This window comes from Burkholderia sp. A2, assembly GCF_001729305.1.
Lineage (GTDB): Bacteria > Pseudomonadota > Gammaproteobacteria > Burkholderiales > Burkholderiaceae > Burkholderia > Burkholderia sola.
The window spans coordinates 64411-83179 of the sequence record NZ_LZXX01000086.1 but is presented as its reverse complement, the minus strand read 5'-3'; the positions used below and the strand labels follow the sequence as shown (position 1 = coordinate 83179).

The 18769-nt window shown below is 69.6% G+C and carries 16 protein-coding genes; 10 read left to right on the top strand and 6 right to left on the bottom strand.

What is annotated here, in order from left to right; genetic code table 11:
- Position 1 precedes the first annotated feature (1 nt).
- From A9Z05_RS09990 to A9Z05_RS09980, 3 genes are read left to right on the top strand one after another with little or no spacing between them, the layout of a single operon-like run.
- Positions 2–1084, top strand: coding sequence for a LacI family DNA-binding transcriptional regulator (locus A9Z05_RS09990; RefSeq protein WP_069617944.1), 1083 nt, complete (start codon positions 2–4; stop codon positions 1082–1084).
- Positions 1081–2103: a hydroxyacid dehydrogenase gene (locus A9Z05_RS09985; RefSeq protein ID WP_069617943.1), complete on the top strand. Its 1023-nt coding sequence runs from the start codon at positions 1081–1083 to the stop codon at positions 2101–2103. Before A9Z05_RS09990 ends, A9Z05_RS09985 begins: the two co-directional genes overlap by 4 nt.
- Positions 2100–2957: an amidohydrolase gene (locus tag A9Z05_RS09980; protein WP_069617942.1), complete on the top strand. Its 858-nt coding sequence runs from the start codon at positions 2100–2102 to the stop codon at positions 2955–2957. Before A9Z05_RS09985 ends, A9Z05_RS09980 begins: the two co-directional genes overlap by 4 nt.
- Positions 2958–3088: 131 nt before the next feature.
- Here A9Z05_RS09980 and A9Z05_RS09975 read toward each other — a convergent pair whose 3' ends face one another.
- On the bottom strand, positions 3089–4177 hold the full coding sequence (locus tag A9Z05_RS09975) for a calcium:proton antiporter (RefSeq protein ID WP_069617941.1): 1089 nt from the start codon (positions 4175–4177) through the stop codon (positions 3089–3091).
- Between the two features lie 540 nt (positions 4178–4717).
- Here A9Z05_RS09975 and A9Z05_RS09970 point away from each other — a divergent pair.
- The 5 genes from A9Z05_RS09970 to A9Z05_RS09950 all read left to right on the top strand — a co-directional run bounded on the left by A9Z05_RS09970 (position 4718) and on the right by A9Z05_RS09950 (position 10442).
- Positions 4718–6274 carry a 3-hydroxyacyl-CoA dehydrogenase gene (locus A9Z05_RS09970; protein ID WP_069617940.1) on the top strand — a complete coding sequence of 519 codons (1557 nt, stop codon included), beginning with the start codon at positions 4718–4720 and terminating at the stop codon, positions 6272–6274.
- A gap of 55 nt (positions 6275–6329) precedes the next feature.
- Complete coding sequence (paaK, locus tag A9Z05_RS09965) at positions 6330–7652, top strand: phenylacetate--CoA ligase PaaK (protein ID WP_069617939.1); 1323 nt, start codon at positions 6330–6332, stop codon at positions 7650–7652.
- 38 nt (positions 7653–7690) lie between these two features.
- Complete coding sequence (locus tag A9Z05_RS09960) at positions 7691–8491, top strand: enoyl-CoA hydratase-related protein (RefSeq protein ID WP_069617938.1); 801 nt, start codon at positions 7691–7693, stop codon at positions 8489–8491.
- Positions 8492–8629: 138 nt separating this feature from the next.
- Positions 8630–9301 carry a MarC family protein gene (locus A9Z05_RS09955; RefSeq protein WP_069617937.1) on the top strand — a complete coding sequence of 224 codons (672 nt, stop codon included), beginning with the start codon at positions 8630–8632 and terminating at the stop codon, positions 9299–9301.
- 160 nt (positions 9302–9461) lie between these two features.
- Entirely contained in the window at positions 9462–10442 is a 981-nt protein-coding gene (locus A9Z05_RS09950) for an aldo/keto reductase (protein ID WP_069617936.1), read from the top strand.
- Positions 10443–10478: 36 nt separating this feature from the next.
- On the opposite strand, the gene A9Z05_RS09945 is transcribed toward A9Z05_RS09950, so the two are convergent.
- The 4 genes from A9Z05_RS09945 to A9Z05_RS09930 form a co-directional block, all read right to left on the bottom strand.
- Entirely contained in the window at positions 10479–11345 is an 867-nt protein-coding gene (locus A9Z05_RS09945; RefSeq protein WP_069618043.1) for a CPBP family intramembrane glutamic endopeptidase, read from the bottom strand.
- Positions 11346–11430: 85 nt separating this feature from the next.
- Positions 11431–12087, bottom strand: coding sequence for a VC0807 family protein (locus A9Z05_RS09940; RefSeq protein ID WP_069617935.1), 657 nt, complete (start codon positions 12085–12087; stop codon positions 11431–11433).
- Between the two features lie 312 nt (positions 12088–12399).
- Positions 12400–13464: a 2,3-butanediol dehydrogenase gene (locus A9Z05_RS09935; protein ID WP_069617934.1), complete on the bottom strand. Its 1065-nt coding sequence runs from the start codon at positions 13462–13464 to the stop codon at positions 12400–12402.
- A 347-nt stretch (positions 13465–13811) separates the two neighbouring features.
- Positions 13812–14552 carry a GNAT family N-acetyltransferase gene (locus A9Z05_RS09930; protein ID WP_069617933.1) on the bottom strand — a complete coding sequence of 247 codons (741 nt, stop codon included), beginning with the start codon at positions 14550–14552 and terminating at the stop codon, positions 13812–13814.
- 358 nt (positions 14553–14910) lie between these two features.
- Between A9Z05_RS09930 and A9Z05_RS09925 the strand changes: the two genes are divergently transcribed.
- Positions 14911–15399 carry a DUF3331 domain-containing protein gene (locus tag A9Z05_RS09925; protein ID WP_069617932.1) on the top strand — a complete coding sequence of 163 codons (489 nt, stop codon included), beginning with the start codon at positions 14911–14913 and terminating at the stop codon, positions 15397–15399.
- 23 nt (positions 15400–15422) lie between these two features.
- Here A9Z05_RS09925 and A9Z05_RS09920 read toward each other — a convergent pair whose 3' ends face one another.
- Positions 15423–16625 (bottom strand): GNAT family N-acetyltransferase, encoded by a 1203-nt coding sequence (locus A9Z05_RS09920; RefSeq protein WP_069617931.1) that lies wholly within the window; start codon positions 16623–16625, stop codon positions 15423–15425.
- A gap of 194 nt (positions 16626–16819) precedes the next feature.
- Between A9Z05_RS09920 and A9Z05_RS09915 the strand changes: the two genes are divergently transcribed.
- Entirely contained in the window at positions 16820–18298 is a 1479-nt protein-coding gene (locus tag A9Z05_RS09915) for a PLP-dependent aminotransferase family protein (protein WP_069617930.1), read from the top strand.
- Positions 18299–18769 lie beyond the last annotated feature (471 nt).

The window sequence follows — 18769 nt, the reverse complement described above, 5'->3', positions numbered from 1 at the left end:
CATGCAAGACGACATGAGTACGATTCAGGACGTGGCCCGTCATGCGGCCGTTTCGGTCAGCACGGTTTCGAACGTGCTCAACGGACGCACCGACCAGATGAAGCCGGAAACGCTCGAACGCGTGAAGGCGGCGATGGATGCGCTGCAGTACCGGCCGAGCACGCTCGCGCGCCAGCTCAAGACGGGGCAGACGCCGCTCGTCGGGCTGCTGGTGCCGTCGATGGCGAACCCGATGTACGGCTACATCGCACGTGAGGTCGAGGCCTGCGCGCAGGAACGGTATGGTCATCGCGTGCTGATCGGCAACACGTACCGCGATGCGCGAAAGGAGGCGTCGTTCTTCGACGATCTCTACGCGCATGGCGTGCGGCGCGTGATCGTGATCTCGTCGCTCGCCGACGAAAGCCACCTCGAGCGCGCGGCCGAACGCGGGATGACGGTCGTCAGCTACGACCGTCGCGCGACGCCCGGCGAGCAATCGAAGGTCGATCACGTGACGGCCGACAACGAGGCGGCCGCGCGGCTCGCGACGCGCCGCCTCGTCGATGCGGGCCATACGCGGCTCGCGTTCGCGACCGTGGCCGGCATCACCGTGAGCCGCAGCGACAAGATCCGCGGGTTTCTCGCCGTGGCGAGCGAGGCGGGCGGCGCCACGCAGGCCCGCGTGCTCGACGGCGGCCCCGCGAACGAATACGGCGACTCGGTGATCGTCGACGTCGGGCGTGCGCTCGGCGTCGAGCTCGCGGCCGATCCGGCGCGGCCGACCGGCATCGTCGCGGTCAACGACCTGTTCGCGCTCGGCCTGATGGCCGGGCTGCGCGACGGCGGGCTGCGGGTGCCGGACGATGTGTCCGTCATCGGGATGGACGGTCATTTCCTGGCGGCGATCTCGTGCCCGGCGCTGACCACGGTGCAACTGCCGGTCACTGAAATGGCCGGCGAGATGGTGCGGCGCGTGATGCGGCAGGAGGGCGACGTGCCGTCCGCCCCCGGGCAATGCGTGTTCGCTGACGTGACGCTCGTCGAGCGCGCATCGGTGGCGCCGCCGCCGGATGCGGCCGGTACGAGCGGAGGTCGCGCATGACGCGCGTCTACGTCACGCATCCGACCGGGATGATCGACCACTACTTCGGCGCCAGGGCGTTGCGCGCGCTGGGCGCGCTCGCGGACGTCACCTGCAACCCGCACGATCGCGAACTCGGCACGGACGAACTGATTGCCGCCGCGCGGGGATGCGACGCGATCATCGCGTACCGGCAGACCCCCGCGCCTCGCGAACTGTTCGCGGGGCTGCCCGCACTCGCCGCGTTCCTGCGTTGCGCGGTCGACATCCGCACGATCGACGTCGCCGCGGCGAGCGCGTTCGGCGTACTGGTCACGCAGGCGAGCCCCGGCTTCGGGCCGGCCGTCGCCGAGTGGGTCGTCGGCGCGATGATCGACCTCGCGCGCGGGATCGGCGGTTACGCGGATGCATACCATCGTGGCGCGCCGCCGGTGCCCCGGATGGGACGCGAGCTGCGCGGCAGCACGCTCGGCCTGATCGGCTACGGGCAGATCGCGCGTCATCTCGCACCGATCGCGACGGCGCTCGGGATGCGCGTGCTCGTCAGCGATCCTTACGTGCGGGTCGACTCGCCGCCGCTTGAACAGGTCGATTCCGCAACGTTGCTGCGCGACGCGGATTACGTCGTCTGTCTTGCGCCGGCCACGCCGGCCACCGCGAACCTGATCGATGCGGCGGCATTCGCCGCGATGAAGCCGGGCGCGTATTTCATCAATGCGTCGCGCGGCGAACTCGTCGACGAGCAGGCGCTTGCAGACGCGCTCGACGGCGGCCGGCTCGCCGGCTGCGCGCTCGACGTCGGTCGCGCGGCGGACCAGATGCCGTCCCCCGTGCTTGCCGCGCATCCGCGCGTCATCGCGACCCCGCACATCGGCGGGTTGACGCTGCCGGCGATCGAACATCAGGCGCTGGAGACGGTCGACCAGCTTGCCGCGCTGCTCGACGGACGTGTGCCGAACGGCGCGATCAACGCCGCGCAGGCGACGCGGCTCGCGCGCTGGCGCAGGTCGAGCGCATCCGTCGGCCAGGGCCTGCAATGACGCGCGACGGGGCGGGCAGCATGCGGTTCCCGGATGCGTGCGATTGCCATATCCATATCTACGACGATGCGTATCCGCTCGCGCCGACGGCGACGTTTCGGCCGCCCCATGCGCCGGTGGAGGCATATCGGCGCATGCAGCGGGCGCTCGGCCTCACGCGTGTGGTCGTCGTGCAGCCGACCGGCTATGGCTTCGACAACCGCTGCACGCTCGACGCATTGGCCGCGTTCGGCCCGCAGGCGCGTGGCGTCGCGACGTTGCCGATCGACGTGCCGGACGCCGAGCTGGAACGTCTGCATGTCGCCGGCATGCGCGGCGTGCGGTTCATGATGCTGGCGGGCGGCACCGCGCAATGGGGCGATCTGGAGCGGATGGCCGCGCGGATCGCGCCGCTCGACTGGCATATCGACCTGCAGTTCGACGGTCGCACGCTGTGCGATATCGAACCCGCGCTATCGCGGCTGCCGGCGCGCGTGGTGATCGATCACACGGGCAAATTCCTGACGCCCGTCGCACCGGATGCGCCGTCCTTCCTCGCACTGCGACGCCTGCTCGATCGCGGCCACGCATGGGTGAAGCTGTCCGCGCCGTACGAGACGTCGCGATCCGGCGCGCCGGGCTACGACGACGTCGCGCGTCTTGCCGCCGTGCTCGCGCGCGGCCATTCGGCGCGCTGCGTGTGGGGCAGCAACTGGCCGCACCCGAATGCATCGCCGGTGCCCGACGATGCGCGCCTGCTCGGCTGGCTGCGCGATTGCGCGGCCGACCATGCGACGGCTCGCGCAATCCTGGTCGACAACGCAGCTGCGCTCTACGGATTCCACACCGATACGCGGCGCGATGACGCGACTTGACGCGCTGTCGATCCGGACGCATTTTGCGATTGCGGCCCGGTGACGGCGGCGCGAAGCGAAGGAGGGGAAGGACTGGAAGGCATGCACGCGGCCCGGCGGAGAGCATCCGCCCGGCCGCGTGCATCGGGACGTCAATGCGTGAACGACAGGAACAGATAAGCGGCGAACAGCGCGACGTGCACGACGCCATGCAGCACCGTCGTGCGCCCCTGGCTCAGCGTGAGCGTGCTGACCAGCAGCGTGAGCGCCAGCAGGACCGTTTCCATCGCGCCGATCCCGAGCGTGAGCGGCTGGCCGACCCAGATGAATACGGCGGCGACGGTCGGGATCGTGAGCCCGATGCTCGCGAGCGCCGAACCGAGCGCGAGGTTCATGCTCGTCTGCAGGCGGTTCGCACGCGCGGCGGTGACGGCGGCGAGCCCTTCCGGCAGCAGCACGAGCGCGGCGATCACGATACCGACCGCGGCTTCGGGCGCGCCGAGCTTCAGCACTGCGTGCTCGACGGCCGGCGACAGCAGCTTCGCGAGCAGCACGACGGCGACGAGGCTCGCGAACAGCAGCACCATGCTGATGATCGCGGTGCGGTTGCTCGGCGCCGCCGCGTGCACCGCTTCGTCCGCGCTGTCGTGCGCGGCGAGGAAGTAGTCGCGGTGGCGCACGGTCTGCACGAACACGAACGCGCCGTACAGCACGAGCGACGCCACACCGGCGAACGCGAGCTGCGATTTCGAGAAGAACGGGCCCGGTGCGGCGCTCAGGTAGTTCGGCATCACGAGCGACAGCACCGACAGCGACGCAAGCACCGCGAGCGCCTTGCTCGCGCCGCGCCCCTGGAAATCCTGTTCGCCGTGCTTCCATGCGCCGACCAGCAGGCAGATGCCGACGATGCCGTTACAGATGATCATCACGGCGGCGTACACGGTGTCGCGGGCGAGGCCCGACTTCTCGGGGCCCGCGCCGAGCATCACGGACACGATCAGCGCGACCTCGATGACGGTCACGGCGACCGCGAGCACCAGCGTGCCGAACGGTTCGCCGACGCGGTGCGCGACGACTTCCGCATGGTGGACGGCGGCGAACACGGCGCCGGCGAGCGCGGCGGCGAACACCGCGATGGCGAGGCCTTCGGCCGGCACGACGCGCGACAGCGCGAGTACCAGCCACGCGGCAAGCGGGGCCCAGAGGGTCCAGCGCGGGAGCTGGTTGGACGAGAGCGGCATGAGGGATTCCTTATGCGAGTGGCGGCGCGCGACGCGCCGTCACGGGTTGACGAAGCCCGGCCGTACTATCCGCCGAACGAGGACGATGAAACCGATGGGTGGCGGCACGCGGCGGTGCCGCCCTGGGTTCGCTGCCGCGAGGCGGCGACGGCGCGGGCGGGCCGAAGCCCGTCGCGGGATGAAACGATTCGATGCGGTTGCCCGCTGACAGCGAGACGAGCAACACGTGGCGACGCGCCGGCCGGGCTCGATTCGCCCCCGAAAAGGGAGCGATGGACGGCGGTGATGGCGCGGCACATGTCTCCCCTGGAATCCGGCAATTTGTCGAATTTTATCAGGCGATCGGGGGTCGCTATCTCATATTCGAATCATTACATTGACCTTTCTGTTTACAAAAAGTGCCCCGACCTGCCGATTTTTTGTCGTTGCAGCTTCCGTAACGGTGTCTTGCACCGCACATTCGGGCTCGCCCTGACATAAATATACCGACCGGTCGGTTTATAATCGCTCGCATTTCCACTTCATGACGGATCGCAAGCGATGGCTGTTTTCTCTGCACATTCGGTGAACTCGGGCGCGCTGGCGCCGTCGGCCGTCGTCGGCGTGATCGGCGCCGGCGCGATGGGGGCGGGCATTGCACAGGTCGCGGCCGCGGCCGGCCATCCGGTGCTGCTGTACGACCTGAACGAAGCGGCCTGCGACAAGGCGCTGGCCGGTATCCGCGCGCAGTTCGCGCGGCTCGCGGAGAAGGGCCGGCTCGAACCGGCGCAGGCCGACGCGGCCGGCAACCGAATTCGCGCGGTGCGCGCGCTGGCCGAGTTCGCGGGCGCCGCGCTGATCGTGGAGGCGGCGGCCGAACGGCTCGACGTGAAGCGCGAGATCTTCGCGACCCTCGAACGTCATGTCGACGACGCATGTGTGCTGGCGACCAACACGTCGTCGATCTCGATCACGTCGATCGCGGCCGGGCTGCGCGTGCCGCAACGCGTCGCCGGCCTGCATTTCTTCAACCCGGCGCCGCTGATGGCGCTCGTCGAGGTGGTCAGCGGGCTCGCGACCGCGCCCGAGGTCGCGCAGATGCTGCATGCGACCGCCGCCGCGTGGGGCAAGCAACCGGTGATGGCGAAATCGACGCCGGGCTTCATCGTAAACCGCGTCGCGCGGCCGTATTACGCGGAGGCGCTGCGCGTGCTGAACGAGCAGGGCGGCACGCCGGCCACGATCGACGCGGTGATGCGCGAAGCCGGCGGGTTCCGGATGGGGCCGTTCGAGCTGATGGACCTGATCGGTCACGACGTGAATTTCGCGGTGACCGAGTCGGTGTTCCGCGCGTACTTCAACGATCCGCGCTACACGCCGTCGCTGATCCAGCAGGAGCTCGTGAACGCGGGCTTTCTCGGGCGCAAGTCCGGGCGCGGGTTCTACTCGTATGCGGACGGCGCGCCGCCGCCCGCTCCCGATCTCGAACCTGCGCACACCGCGCCGGCCGACGTCGTGCTGTTTGCGCAGGACGGCCCGGCCGCCGCGCTGCATGCGCGCTTCGTCGAACGCACCGCGAACGCGCGGCGCCACGACGCGCATGCCGACGAACTGCTCGCCGTGGCCGGCCGCGCGTCGATCGCGCTGACCGACGGCCGTACGGCGACCGCGCGCGCCGCCCAGACGGGCGTGGCGGATCTCGTGCTCGTCGACCTCGCGCGCGATTACGCGCAGGCCGGGCTCGTCGCGCTGACGCGCGCGCTCCAGTGCAGCGACGCCGCTTACGCGGACGCGGTCGGCCTGTTCCAGCAGGCGGGCTTTCGCGTCGTCGGCGTCGCGGATGTGCCCGGGATGGTCGCGATGCGCACCGTCGCGATGCTCGCGAACGAGGCGGCCGACACGGTGAACCAGGGCGTGTGCTCGCCGGCCGATCTCGATCTCGCGATGGAGAAGGGCGTGAACTACCCGTGCGGCCCGCTCGCGTGGGCCGATGCGATCGGGATCGGCCGCGTGCATCGCGTGCTGTCGAACCTGGCGGCGAGCTACGGCGAGGACCGCTATCGCGTGTCGCCGCGCCTCGCCGCGCTGCATGCGGCCGGCCGCACGTTCCGGTCATGACCGCTTCGTCACTTCGAACACGACAACGACATCACTCCATTGGAGGAGCACCCCGATGACTCACCCGACGCATCCCGCCGCCGCCCTCGAGCCGATCGAGACCGCCAGCCGCGACGAACTGCAGGCGCTGCAGCTCGACCGCCTCAAGTGGTCGCTGCGCCACGCGTACGACAACGTCCCGCACTATCGGCGTACGTTCGAGGCGGCGGGTGTGCATCCGGACGATCTGAAGTCGCTCGCCGATCTCGCGAAATTCCCGTTCTCGACCAAGAGCGACCTGCGCGACAACTATCCGTTCGGCCTCTTCGCGGTGCCGCGCGAGCAGGTCGTGCGCGTGCACGCGTCGAGCGGCACGACCGGCAAGCCGACCGTGGTCGGCTACACCGCGCGCGACATCGACACGTGGGCGAACGTGACCGCGCGCTCGATCCGCGCGGCCGGCGGCCGCCCGGGCGATACGCTGCACAACGCGTTCGGCTACGGCCTGTTTACCGGCGGTCTCGGGATTCACTACGGCGCGGAGCGGCTCGGCTGCATGGTCGTGCCGATGTCCGGCGGGCAGACCGAGAAGCAGGTGCAGCTGATTCGCGATTTCGAGCCGAAGATCATCCTCGTCACGCCGTCGTACATGCTGAACCTGATCGACGAGATGGTGCGGCAGGGGATGGACCCGGCCGAATCGTCGCTGAAGATCGGCATCTTCGGCGCCGAGCCGTGGACGCAGGCGCTGCGCAACGAAGTCGAGACGCGCGTGGGCATCGACGCGCTCGACATCTACGGGCTGTCGGAAGTGATGGGCCCGGGCGTCGCGTGCGAATGCGTCGAGACGAAGGACGGCCCGGTGATCTGGGAGGACCATTTCTATCCGGAGATCATCGATCCCGTCACCGGCGAAGTGCTGCCCGACGGCAGTGAGGGCGAGCTCGTGTTCACGTCGCTGACGAAGGAGGCGATGCCGGTGATCCGCTACCGCACGCGCGACCTCACCGCGCTGCTGCCGCCGACCGCGCGCGCGATGCGCCGGCTCGCGAAGATCACCGGCCGCTCCGACGACATGCTGATCGTGCGCGGCGTGAACGTGTTCCCGAGCCAGATCGAGGAGATCGTCGTCGCGCTGCCGCAGTTGTCGGGCCAGTTCCAGATCACGCTGTCGCGCGACGGTCACATGGACCGGCTCGACCTCGCGGTCGAGCTGCGCTCCGAGGCGGCGGCGTCCGTCACCGACGGCGATCGCGCGGCACTCGCGCGCGAGCTGCAGCACCGGATCAAGACGATGGTCGGCGTGTCGTCCGGCGTGACGGTGCTGGCGGCCGGCGGTATTCCCGCGAGCGCGACCGGGAAGGCGCGACGCGTGATCGATCGCCGCCAGGCTGCCTGATTTCGATGTATGCAGTTCTACCCGAGGAAACCTGTTCGATGGATGAATTGAAGACCCTGGCCGTCACGGTCGATGCGCGCGGCATCGCGACCGTCGCGCTGCAGCGCGGCGACGTGCTGAACGCGTTCGACGAGACGATGATCGCGGAACTCACCGACGCATTCACGACGCTCGGCCGGCGCGAAGACGTACGCGCGATCGTGCTGCGTTCGGATGGCCGCGCATTCTGCGCGGGCGCCGACCTGCAGTGGATGCAGCGCGCGAGCGCGAACGACGCGGCCGCGAACCTGCGTGACGCCGAGCGGTTCGCCGCGATGATGCGCGCGATCCGGCAATGCCCGAAACCGACGGTCGCACGCGTGCAGGGCCACGCGTTCGGCGGCGGCGTGGGCCTGTGCGCGGCGTGCGACATCGTGATCGCGAGCGACCACGCGCGCTTTTCGGTGAGCGAAGCGCGCTTCGGGATTCTGCCGGCCGTGATCGGCCCGTATCTGGTCGAGGCGGTCGGCCAGCGCCAGGCGCGCCGGCTTGCGTTGACCGCGACGCAGCTCGCGGCCGCCGAAGCCGTCGCGATCGGCCTGATCCATCAGGCCGTGCCGCTCGATGCGCTCGACGACGCGCTCGAGCGGACGCTCGCGGAACTGGGCCGCAACGGCCCGCACGCGCTGATGGAGATCAAGCGCTTTTTCGATGCAATCGGCGAGTACCCGCCGTCGGACGAACGCGCGGCGTTCACCGCGCAGACGATCTCCCGCGTGCGGGCGACGCCGGAAGCGAAGGAGGGTTTCGCGGCCTTCTTCGCGAAGCGGCCGCCGGCGTGGGAGCCGGGCGCCGAATAAGGCTGCGCGACGAACGTCCACGACGATCGACGGCGGAACCGGGCCGGCCGCATTTTGCGTCTCGGGCGCGAGCGCTTGCACTACAATGCGTGACCCCCCGGCGCGCTGCCGGCCCCGTCCCGACCGATGCTTCGCACGATGATCGTCAATCGCCTTGTCTCCGAGATCCTGTTCGGCTTTACCGGCCTGATCGGCATCATCAATCCGATCGGCATCGCGTTCCTGTTTCTCGAACGAACCGAGGCGCTCACCGCGCACGAACGGGATTTGCTCGCGCGGAAGGTCGCGTTCAATGCGTTCGTCGTGCTGATTGTCGCGTTCTTCGCCGGCACGCCGGTGCTGCATTTCTTCGGGATCTCGATGGAAGCGCTGCGGATCGGCGGCGGCTTCGCGGTTGCCGTGGCCGGCTGGCAGATGCTGAACGAACCGGACGGGCCGGGCGGCGGCGACACGCCGGTCAAGCCGATCGACGCGAACGCGATCATGACGCGCGCGTTCTTCCCGTTGACGGTGCCGCTGACCGTCGGCCCCGGCTCGATCGCGACCGCGATCGCGCTGAATGCGAATCGCACGCACAAGCTGTCGGAATTCATGCTGTCGAGCATCGTGTCGATCGCCGTGTCCGTGCTCGTCGCGCTCGTGATCTGGCAGGTCTACAGCCGCTCCGCGCTGCTTGCGCGCTACCTCGGCAGCGAAGGGACCAAGGTCGCGAAGCGCGTGTCGGCGTTCCTGCTGCTGTGCATCGGCGTGCAGATCATGCTGACCGGCTTCTCCGCGTTCCTGCAGCCGATCGCCGACCAGGCCAAGTAAGCGAAGCCTTCCGGTTCGTCCTTCGAGGTTCAACCTTTCACGCAGCCTGCGCGCGGCGCGCGGTCATACGCGTTCGCGGCGTGCGGGATACCATGCAACGTCTGGCGGATGCGCGGCGCGCATCCGGCCGCAACCCCCAACTTGAGTGGCGAGGCGTGCAATGGAATACGTGAAATTCGGGTCGACCGGGCTGGACGTGTCGAAGCTGGTGCTGGGCTGCATGACGTTCGGCGAGCCGTTGCGCGGCACGCACCCGTGGACGCTGCCGGAAGCGGAAAGCCGCCCGATCATCCAGCGGGCGGTCGAGGCCGGCGTCAACTTCTTCGATACCGCGAACATGTATTCGGACGGCACGTCCGAGGAGATCGTCGGTCGCGCGCTGCGTGATTTCGCGAAGCGCGACGACGTCGTGATCGCGACGAAGGTGTTCTACCGGATGCGGCCCGGGCCGAACGGCGCGGGTCTGTCGCGCAAGGCGATCATGACCGACATCGACCAGAGCCTGAAGCGGCTCGGCACCGACTACGTCGATCTCTACCAGATTCACCGCTGGGACTACGGCACGCCGATCGAGGAGACGCTCGAGGCGCTGCACGACGTCGTGAAGGCCGGCAAGGCCCGCTATATCGGCGCGTCGTCGATGTTCGCGTGGCAGTTCGCGAAGGCGCTGCACACGTCGAAGCAGAACGGCTGGACCCGCTTCGTCAGCATGCAGAACCACCTGAACCTGCTGTATCGCGAAGAGGAGCGCGAAATGCTGCCGCTGTGCGAGGACGAACGCATCGCGGTGATCCCGTGGAGCCCGCTCGCACGCGGGCGCCTGACGCGCAACTGGGACGAATCATCGGAACGGCAGCAGAAGGACGACGTCGGCCAGCGGCTGTACGACGCGACGGCCGACGCCGACAAGGCGGTCGTCGAGGCCGTCGCGGCGATCGCCGCCGCGCGCAACGTGCCGCGGGCGCAGGTCGCGCTGGCGTGGGTCGCGCAAAAGCGCGGCGTGACCGCGCCGATCGTCGGCATTTCGAAGCCGCAGCAACTGGACGATGCGCTCGGCGCGCTCGCGCTGAAGCTGACCGACGACGAGATCGCCACGCTCGAACGCCCGTACGTGCCGCACGCGGTGGCCGGTTTCAACTGAGCGGCCGCGCGGGCGGCGCCGGTGCCGGCGTCGCGATCAGCGCGCGGCGGCGAGCATCGGGTAGGTGAACAGGCCGAAGTGGACGACGTTCAGCCCCGCATGCGCGAGCGCGGCGGCGAGCAGGCCGCCGCGCCGCCACGCGACCCCGTAGCCGATGCCGGCCACCGTGCCGAGCACGATCCATGGCCAGCCGCCGGCCGCGTGCGCGGCGCCGAACAGCACCGCGCCGATTGCGAGCGCGACCCACGGGCCCCATGAGTAGGCATGGAGCACGCGGGTCAGCCCGCCTTGCACGTAGCCGCGGAACAGCGCTTCCTCGGCGAGCGTCACCAGCAACAGGTTGTTCGCGAGCCACAGCCAGCCGGACGGCGGCCATTTGGGCGCCCAGCCGACCATCCCGAACGCGAGCGCGCCGACCAGGCACGCGGCAGCCGTTGCGACGGCCGCCACGACGCCGGTGCGCAGCGCGCGCGACAGCGCGACGTCGGGGGCGACCCACGGCAGTACCCACAGGAGCCACAGGCCGACGAGCGGCTTGTCGAAATTCAGGTACATCGTGAACGGCACGGCGTCCGGCGTGAAGCGGATCGGCCCGATCACGCGCGGATTGTGGAAGCCGGGAATCAGGTGCAGGCTCAGCGCGATCGCGAGCGCGGCAAAGACGAGGTGCGCGGCGATGCGCACCGCGAGCGGGCGCCCGGGCAACACGCCCCAGCCGGCCGCGATCAGCAGCGCGAACGGTGCCAGCGTGATCGGCGCAAGCTGGCCGAACGCCAGCGCGCCCGCATAGCCGAGCGCGGCGAGGCCGATGCTCAGGCCGTGCAGCGGGCGATGCCACGCGAATGCGGCGGCCGCGAACAGGGCGAGCCAGATCGTGGCACACGGAAGGAGCGAAAGGGTCATGACGGGAAACGGATCGGCGGACGAGACGCCGCGCATCATACAGCAGGCGCCGTGACATGCCGCCGGGCAACGGGCCAGCCGCGTGTCAGCGGCCGGCCGTTTCGGTGACGCCGCTGCGGCCCGGGATGTCGACGCTGTTGCGCACGCGCATCCGCCGCCGGTACCAGAACGTCCACAGCAGCAGGCAGCCGAATACCGTGTAGCCCATGACCGGCGACACGACCAGCACGCGTTCGACCGGCCAGTGGAAGACCATCCACCAGCGCAGCAGCATCTCGGTCGTCATGATGGCGCCCCACACGAACGTCATCAGCCGCAGCATCTGCCGCAGGCCCGGCTGCGCGTCCCAGACGGCTTCGAAGTGCGCGGCGCCGCCGTCCATCTCGCGGGCCACGGTGGCGCGGGCCAGATAGTAGATCAGCGGGCGTTCGCGGAACAGCGACAGCAGGAACACGATGCCGATCGTGCCCGACCCGATCGACTCGCGCATCAGCAGCGTGCGCGGGCTGCCGCCGAACGCCATCCCGACGATCGACAGCGTGATGCCGAGCAGCACGATGGCCGCTACCGCGTCGACGCGGCGCGAGCGGATGAATTCGACGATCGACCAGATGATCGGCGGAACCGCCGACGCGTACAGCGCGCCCGTTTCGCCGAAATACGGACGCGCGACCCGATAGGCCACCCAGGGCAGCACGAGGTTGACGAAGAGTTCGAGAATCAGTCCGGCTCGCGGTTTCACGGTGCGCTAGTCCACGCAGGTCGGGGCGGACGCGCGAAAGGCGCCGTTGTCCCGGTTGCCCCGAAAAGGGTTCGGTCCAGTATATCGAAGAATCGTGCGGGGTTGCGGTGTCGCCTGCCGCGACAGCGATTCACCGTACCCGAGTGCAGGGGCCGGCGGATCGATCGGCGCATGCGGCGGCAGGGCCGTGGCGCCCTGCGCGATCGCGCCGTCGCGTGGCATCGTGTCGCGGCACGTCGTCGATCGGGATGCGTTGGCGGTACGCGAGCCTGCGCGGCGCGGCGTGAATCGATGCCGCGGCCGCGCGTGCGGTCAGGAGACGGCCGGCTGGACGATGATCTTCACGTTGCGGTCCTTGTGGTTGACCAGTTCCTCGAAGCCGCGCGTGACGATGTCGCCGAGCGCGATGCGGCCGGTGATGAGCGGCTGCACGTCGATGCGGCCGTCCGCGATGAAGCGGATCACGTCCGCGAATTCGCCGTTGTACGCGAGCGAGCCGATCACTTCCTTCTCGGTCGACACGATGTCGAAGAAGTTGAACGGCGCCGGTTCCTCGAAGATGCCGACCATCACCGACTTGCCGGCCTTGCGGATCACGTCGATCGCAAGCTTCGCGGTGGTCGTGTGGCCGATGCACTCGAACGACACGTCGGCGCCGTAGCCGCCCGTCAGTGCCCTGACTTCCGCGATCGCGTCGGACGTCTTCGGATCGATCACGACGCTCGCGCCGACCTCCAGCGCCTTCTGCTTGCGCGCGGCCGACATCTCCAGCGCGATCACGCGCCCGGCGCCCGCGGCCTTCGCGCACATGATCGTGCACAGGCCGATCGTGCCAGCGCCGACCACGACGACGGTCTGCCCGACGATGTTGCCGGCCTTCTTCACCGCATGCAGCCCGACCGCGAGCGGTTCGATCAGCGCGCCGGCCTCGGTCGGGAAATCGTCGGGCAGCTTGTACAGCAGTTCGGCCGGCACGTTCACGTATTCGGCGAACGCACCGTTGTTCATCAGCCCGGTGAACGCGAGGTTCTCGCAGATGTTGTACAGCCCGTGCCGGCAGTACCAGCAGGTGCCGCAATGCTGGCACGCGTCGGCCGTCACGCGGTCGCCGACCGCGAAGCCCGACACGCCCGCGCCGAGTTCGGCGATCTCGCCGCTGAACTCGTGGCCGAGGATGCACTGGCCCTTCAGGCCGGTCAGCGGATGCGGTGCGTCGACCGGGATGAACACCGGCCCGGCGACGTATTCGTGCAGGTCGGAGCCGCAGATGCCGCACCAGTGCACGCGAATCGTGACCCAGCCGGCGGGCGGGCGCTCCGGAACGGGAACCTGTTCGACGCGGATGTCGTGGCGGCCATGCCAGACGGCGGCTTTCATGCTGGGCGGGGTGATCGATACCGGTGTGCTCACGTTGCTGTCTCCGTCAGGTTGTCGTCGGGCGCGCGGCAACGCTGCCGGTGCGCCCGTCGCGCGATTGCGCGATCGACCGGTATGCAGGAACGGGGCCAGCGTGAATCAGGGCTGTGCGTGGCGGTCGGACGGTGCGTGGGACGCGCGCTGCACCATGTCGCTTTCCGCCGTCCCGTAAAGATTCGGAAGAAATGGCGTGTCGAATTTGCTGCGATAGCGAAACGGCGAGTGGAGTGAGACGCCGGGACGTTCGTCTCAGCGCAATGAGACGAATCGCGAGACGAACGGGGCGGGGGACGCGGTTCGATCCGCGTTCAGGCGAGCACTTCGTCCACGGCAACCGTCGCGAGCGGCGTGAATCCGGCGGCGCGGTACAGCGGCTGGCCGGCTTCGGTCGAGATGAGCCACACGCGCTGCGCACCGCGGCGCCGCGCGTGCGCGACGATCGCGGCGAGCAACTGCGTCGCCAGGCCGCGGCGCCGGTAGGCGTCCGCTGTCCCGACGCGGTCGACGACGATATCGCGCGGCGACGCGAAGCCGTAGCGCGCGGTGGCCGCGATCTGCCCGTCGACGCGGTGCGCGAACAGGAACGCGGCCGGATTCGGCTGGAACGGCGGAAACGCGCCGCTGGCGTTGAAGGCGGCGATCGCGTCGGGCGTGTCGCAGGCGAGCGTTTGCGCGAGCGCGTCGTCGCCGGACAGCTCATCGATATCGGCGACCATGAAGTGCTCGTCGGTCAGCCGGCGCGTCCTGCCGTGCAGCGCGGGCGGCAGCGGGGCCGCGCCGTAGCGCGTGATCCACGCGCCGACGGCAAACGGGCCGGCGCCGGCGACGGGCGCACCCTCGATCATGAAATGCTCGAACGGCCGGCCCATCGCGTCGTCGAACTGCACGACATGGCCGTCCGGGCCGTCGTGCAGCGGCGCATCGCGCCGGTCGCGCGCGGCGCAGTATCCGGCGATGAACGCGCGTACGGCCGCCTTGCGGCGCGGGAAGGTGGACCAGGCGTCGTCGAGGGGGAACAGCGTGGCCGGGGCGGGGGAGGCGGTCGGCATGCGTAGGTGCGCAGTGTTGTCGGGGAAGCGACAGCTTAGACCAGGATGTCGTCGCGTGTCGCGCCGGCCATTGCCGCCATCGCCGAAACGGATCGTTGCGCACGCTACCCCTTTACTTGAAGTTAACTTCAATTTGTATCATGTGCGCCAGTCCGATTGCGCGCGCGTGAGACATCCCGTTGCACGCTGCCGCTTCGATGGCGGTGAAGATGACCGAAGCGCCTGCGCGGCCGATGCGGCCATGCCGCCGTCGCGCGGCTACCGGCGTGGCGCTCGGTCCGCTCCTGCGGCGCGAACCGATGGGCCGGCGCTGAGGGCGGCGCCTGCGTCGGTCCACCTGCACGGGAGTCCGTCAAGCATGCTCAACACCATGGAAAGCCTGATCTGCGAAGAAGACCGGTCGTGCGACGTGTCCGCATCCGCGCTCGACGAAGAGGACGCGCTGCCGTCGCGCGACGGCATGGTCGCGCATCCGCTCGCGACGATCGGCCGTGCGCCGATTCCGGCGCATGCGACGGCCGCGGCGTCGCCGTTGCGCCCGCAACTGTTCGTCACGGTACTGGAGGCTGGCGACGATGCACTGCTGGTGCGATGGGTCGAGAGCGGACGCTGTCATTACGGCGAGCAGCGCTGGCGCCTGCGCGTCGCGTTGCAGCCTGGTCGCTGCGCGCTCTCGGGGCAGACGATCGAGCCGGGCGAGCCGGTGTTCCGGCCCGTGCGGCGGCCCGTGCCGGCCAACGGTGACGAGATGATCCACCCGGCATCGGTGCCCGGTATGGCCGGTGCGGCGTGCGATCGCGCGCCGGAGGACGACGACGCACGCCATCCGGCCGATGTTCATGGCTGACCATCGGCTGTCCGGCGACGACGTTATTTCTTCAGGTCGTGCCGGTACTGGATGAACCCGGCGTTGTTGGCGAGCTTGTCGTACAACGCGCGCGCGGTCGTGTTGGTCTCGTGCGTGAGCCAGTACACGCGGCTCGCGCCGGCTTCGCGGGCCCGTTCGTACACGGCCTCGATCAGCGCGCCGCCCGCGCCTTGCCCGCGCGCGTCGGGCGCCGTGTACAGGTCCTGCAGGTAGCAGTACGGCCCTTCGGTCCAGCACGAGCGGTGGTAGATCGCATGCACGATCCCGACCAGTGCACCCGACGCGTCGAACGCGCCGAGCACGAACATCGGCTCGTCCGGGTCCATCAGGCGGGCCCAGGTCGTCGCGAACACCGCGTCGCTCAACGCGGTGTCATAGAACGTCTGGTAACCCTGCCACAGCGGACGCCACGCGGCTTCGTCGGCGGCGACGAGCGGGCGCACCGTCACGCGCGTCGCGTCGTTCGCGCGGCCGGCGGCGTCGCGCGCGGCGGCTTGCGCATGGCGGATCGCGGTGAGCGACTGGCGCTGGTTGCCTTCGGCGTCGAAGTTCTCCGGCGCGAGCCACGCGTCGAACGCGGCGCGGACGGCCGGCCATTCGCCGTCGATGATCGAGAACCACGCGGTGTCGCGATTGCGGCCGCGGTAGACGATCGCCTGCCGGAACGTGCCTTCGTAGCGGAAGCCGAGGCGCGCAGCCGCCTTGCGCGACGGCGCGTTCAGGTCGTCGCACTTCCATTCGTAGCGCCGGTAGCCGAGCGTGTCGAACGCATACTTCATCAGCAGGAACTGCGCTTCCGTCGATACCGGCGTGCGCTTGAGCAGCGGCGAGAACGTGACGGAGCCGACCTCGATCACACCGTTGGCCGGATCGATGCGCATCAGTGCGAGCGTGCCGACCGCGCGGCCGGTGGCGCGGTCGATCACCGTGTAGTGCAGCGGGTCGGTGCTCGCCTGTGCGCCGCGCGCGTAGTCGCGGTAGCTGGACGCGTCCGCGTACGGGCCGTGCGCGAGATAGGTCCAGTCGCTGCCGTCGGGCGCCTGCGCGTAGGCGGCGTACAGGTCGGCCGCATGGCGTTCGGCGTCGAGCGGTTCGAGCCGGCAGTAGCGGCCTTCGAGCGCGATGCGCTCGGGGCGCGGACGCGCGGACCAGTCGGGAACGGGGTGGCCGATGGGCTGCTGGAAAGCGTTGGTGAGCGTGGGCAAGGTCGATCTCGCTTCGGTTGGCGGCCGGCGACATGCCGGCATGCAGACGATCGTAGTCCCGGCGAGGTACCATGAGAAGCGCCAGGGAATGGCAAATTTATGGCGCCACGCGGGGTGGCCGTCAGCCGTGTGCACGCTTGCCGTGCACCACTGGCCGTCCGTCCCGTTCCCGCCTTTCACGCTGCGATGTTCCAATGACGACTGCCTTTCCTTCCGGCGACGCGCCGCTGCTGCCGCTCGATGCGCCGCTGGCGCGCGCGCCGGGTGCGCCTTCGCTGCAGCGCCAGTTGCTGCGCCGCGTGCGCGACGCGATTCTCGGCGGCGCGATGCCGGCCGGCACGCGGCTGCCCGGCACGCGTGCGCTCGCCGAAATGCTCGGCGTGTCGCGCAATACGACGGCCGCCGTGTACGAGCAGCTCGTCGCCGAAGGCTTCCTGCAGTCGGATCGTCGCGGTACGCGGGTCGTCGGGCTGTCGCGGCCGGCGCCGCCGCGCCGGCGTGCGGCGCCGCCGGCCGTCGCGCAGCGGCTCGGCCGGATTCGCCCGAGCCTCGTCGGCGCCGGCGAATCGGAGGGTTTCCGGCCGGGCGTGCCCGCGCTGGCGCATTTCCCGGTGGACGCGTGGCGGCATGCGATCGACCGCGCGCTGCGCCGTGCCGGCCGCGATCTGCTGGCGTACGGCGATCCGCTCGGCGAGCCTGCGTTGCGCGAATCGATCGCGCGCCATCTGGCCGTCACGCGCGGCGTGCGCTGCGATCCGGAGCAGATCGTGATCACCGAAGGCGCACAGGGCGCGATCGCGCTGTGCGCGCAGTTGCTGACGAATCCGGGCGATACGGTGTGGGTCGAGGAGCCCGGCTATCGCGGCGCGCGCACCGCGATGCAGGCGGCGGACCTCGACGTCGTGCCGATGCCGGTCGACGCGGAAGGACTGCGCGCGGAACCGGACGACTGGCGCGAGCGGCCGCCGCGCCTCGTCTACACGACGCCGTCGAACCAGTTCCCGACCGGCGCCGTGCTGTCGATCTCGCGCCGGCTCGCGCTGATCGATGCGGCGCGCCGCCATCGCGCGTGGATCATCGAGGACGACTACGACAGCGAATTCCGTCACACCGGCGAGCCGATCGGCGCGATGCAGGGGCTCGCGCCCGATTCGCCGGTCGTCTATCTCGGCTCGTTCAGCAAGACGATGTTTCCGGCGCTGCGGATCGGGTTTCTCGTGCTGCCCGACGCGTTGCTGGCCGCGGTACGGCCGGCGCTGCCGGAGATGCTGCGCGGCGGGACGCGCCATGTGCAGCTCGCGCTGGCCGATTTCATCGAGACGGGCGAGTACGGCCGGCATCTCGGGCGGATGCGCCGGCTGTATCGCGACCGGCGGCGTTTGCTGCTCGCCGCGCTCGATAGCAGCCTGAGCGTGCCGCATCAGGTCGAGGGCGGCCCGTGCGGGCTGCATCTCGCGCTGCGGCTGCCGGCGCGTTATCGCGATCGCGCGATCGTCGATGCGGCGCGCGCGCATGGCATCGGCCCGTTTCCGCTGTCGGGTTTCGCGATCGATACGGCGCGGGCCGGCAACGGGCTCGTGCTCGGTTTCGGCAATACGTCGGCCGACGCGTTCGAGCCGATGTTGCGGATGGTGTCGACGATCGCGGAGCGGGTGGGCGCAGGTGACGCGTGATGGTATGGTTTCGCGATTTCAACTGCCTGCTGCCCGATCGTGATGACGCTCCGCCCATCATTCTTGTTCGTTGCCATTGCATGCATGTCGCTGGTCGCCGTCGGTTACACGGCTGCATTGCCGAACACGCAAGGCGTCGGCGGGGTGGCGGTGTTGTCGTGCCACTGAACGGAGGGGGCGCCGGCGTGTCGCCGGATGCGGACTGCTGACCGGCCATCCGCGGTTTGCGTGCTGTCTGTCGATGATGCGCGACAGACTGACGATTGGCCGCAGACCGCCACGATGACGCCGGCACGCGCACCGCTGCGTGGTGGATATTCGGATTGACGAACCGCGCGCTTTGTTCGAAACGAACGCCGTCGCGGCTCTGCCGCCACGGCGCCTCCCGGCATACGGGTTTCGATTCGTATGTTCCAACCGGCGCGTGCGCTATAAATGGTTGGGTGTACCGGTGCTTGTCGGGCGCCTGCG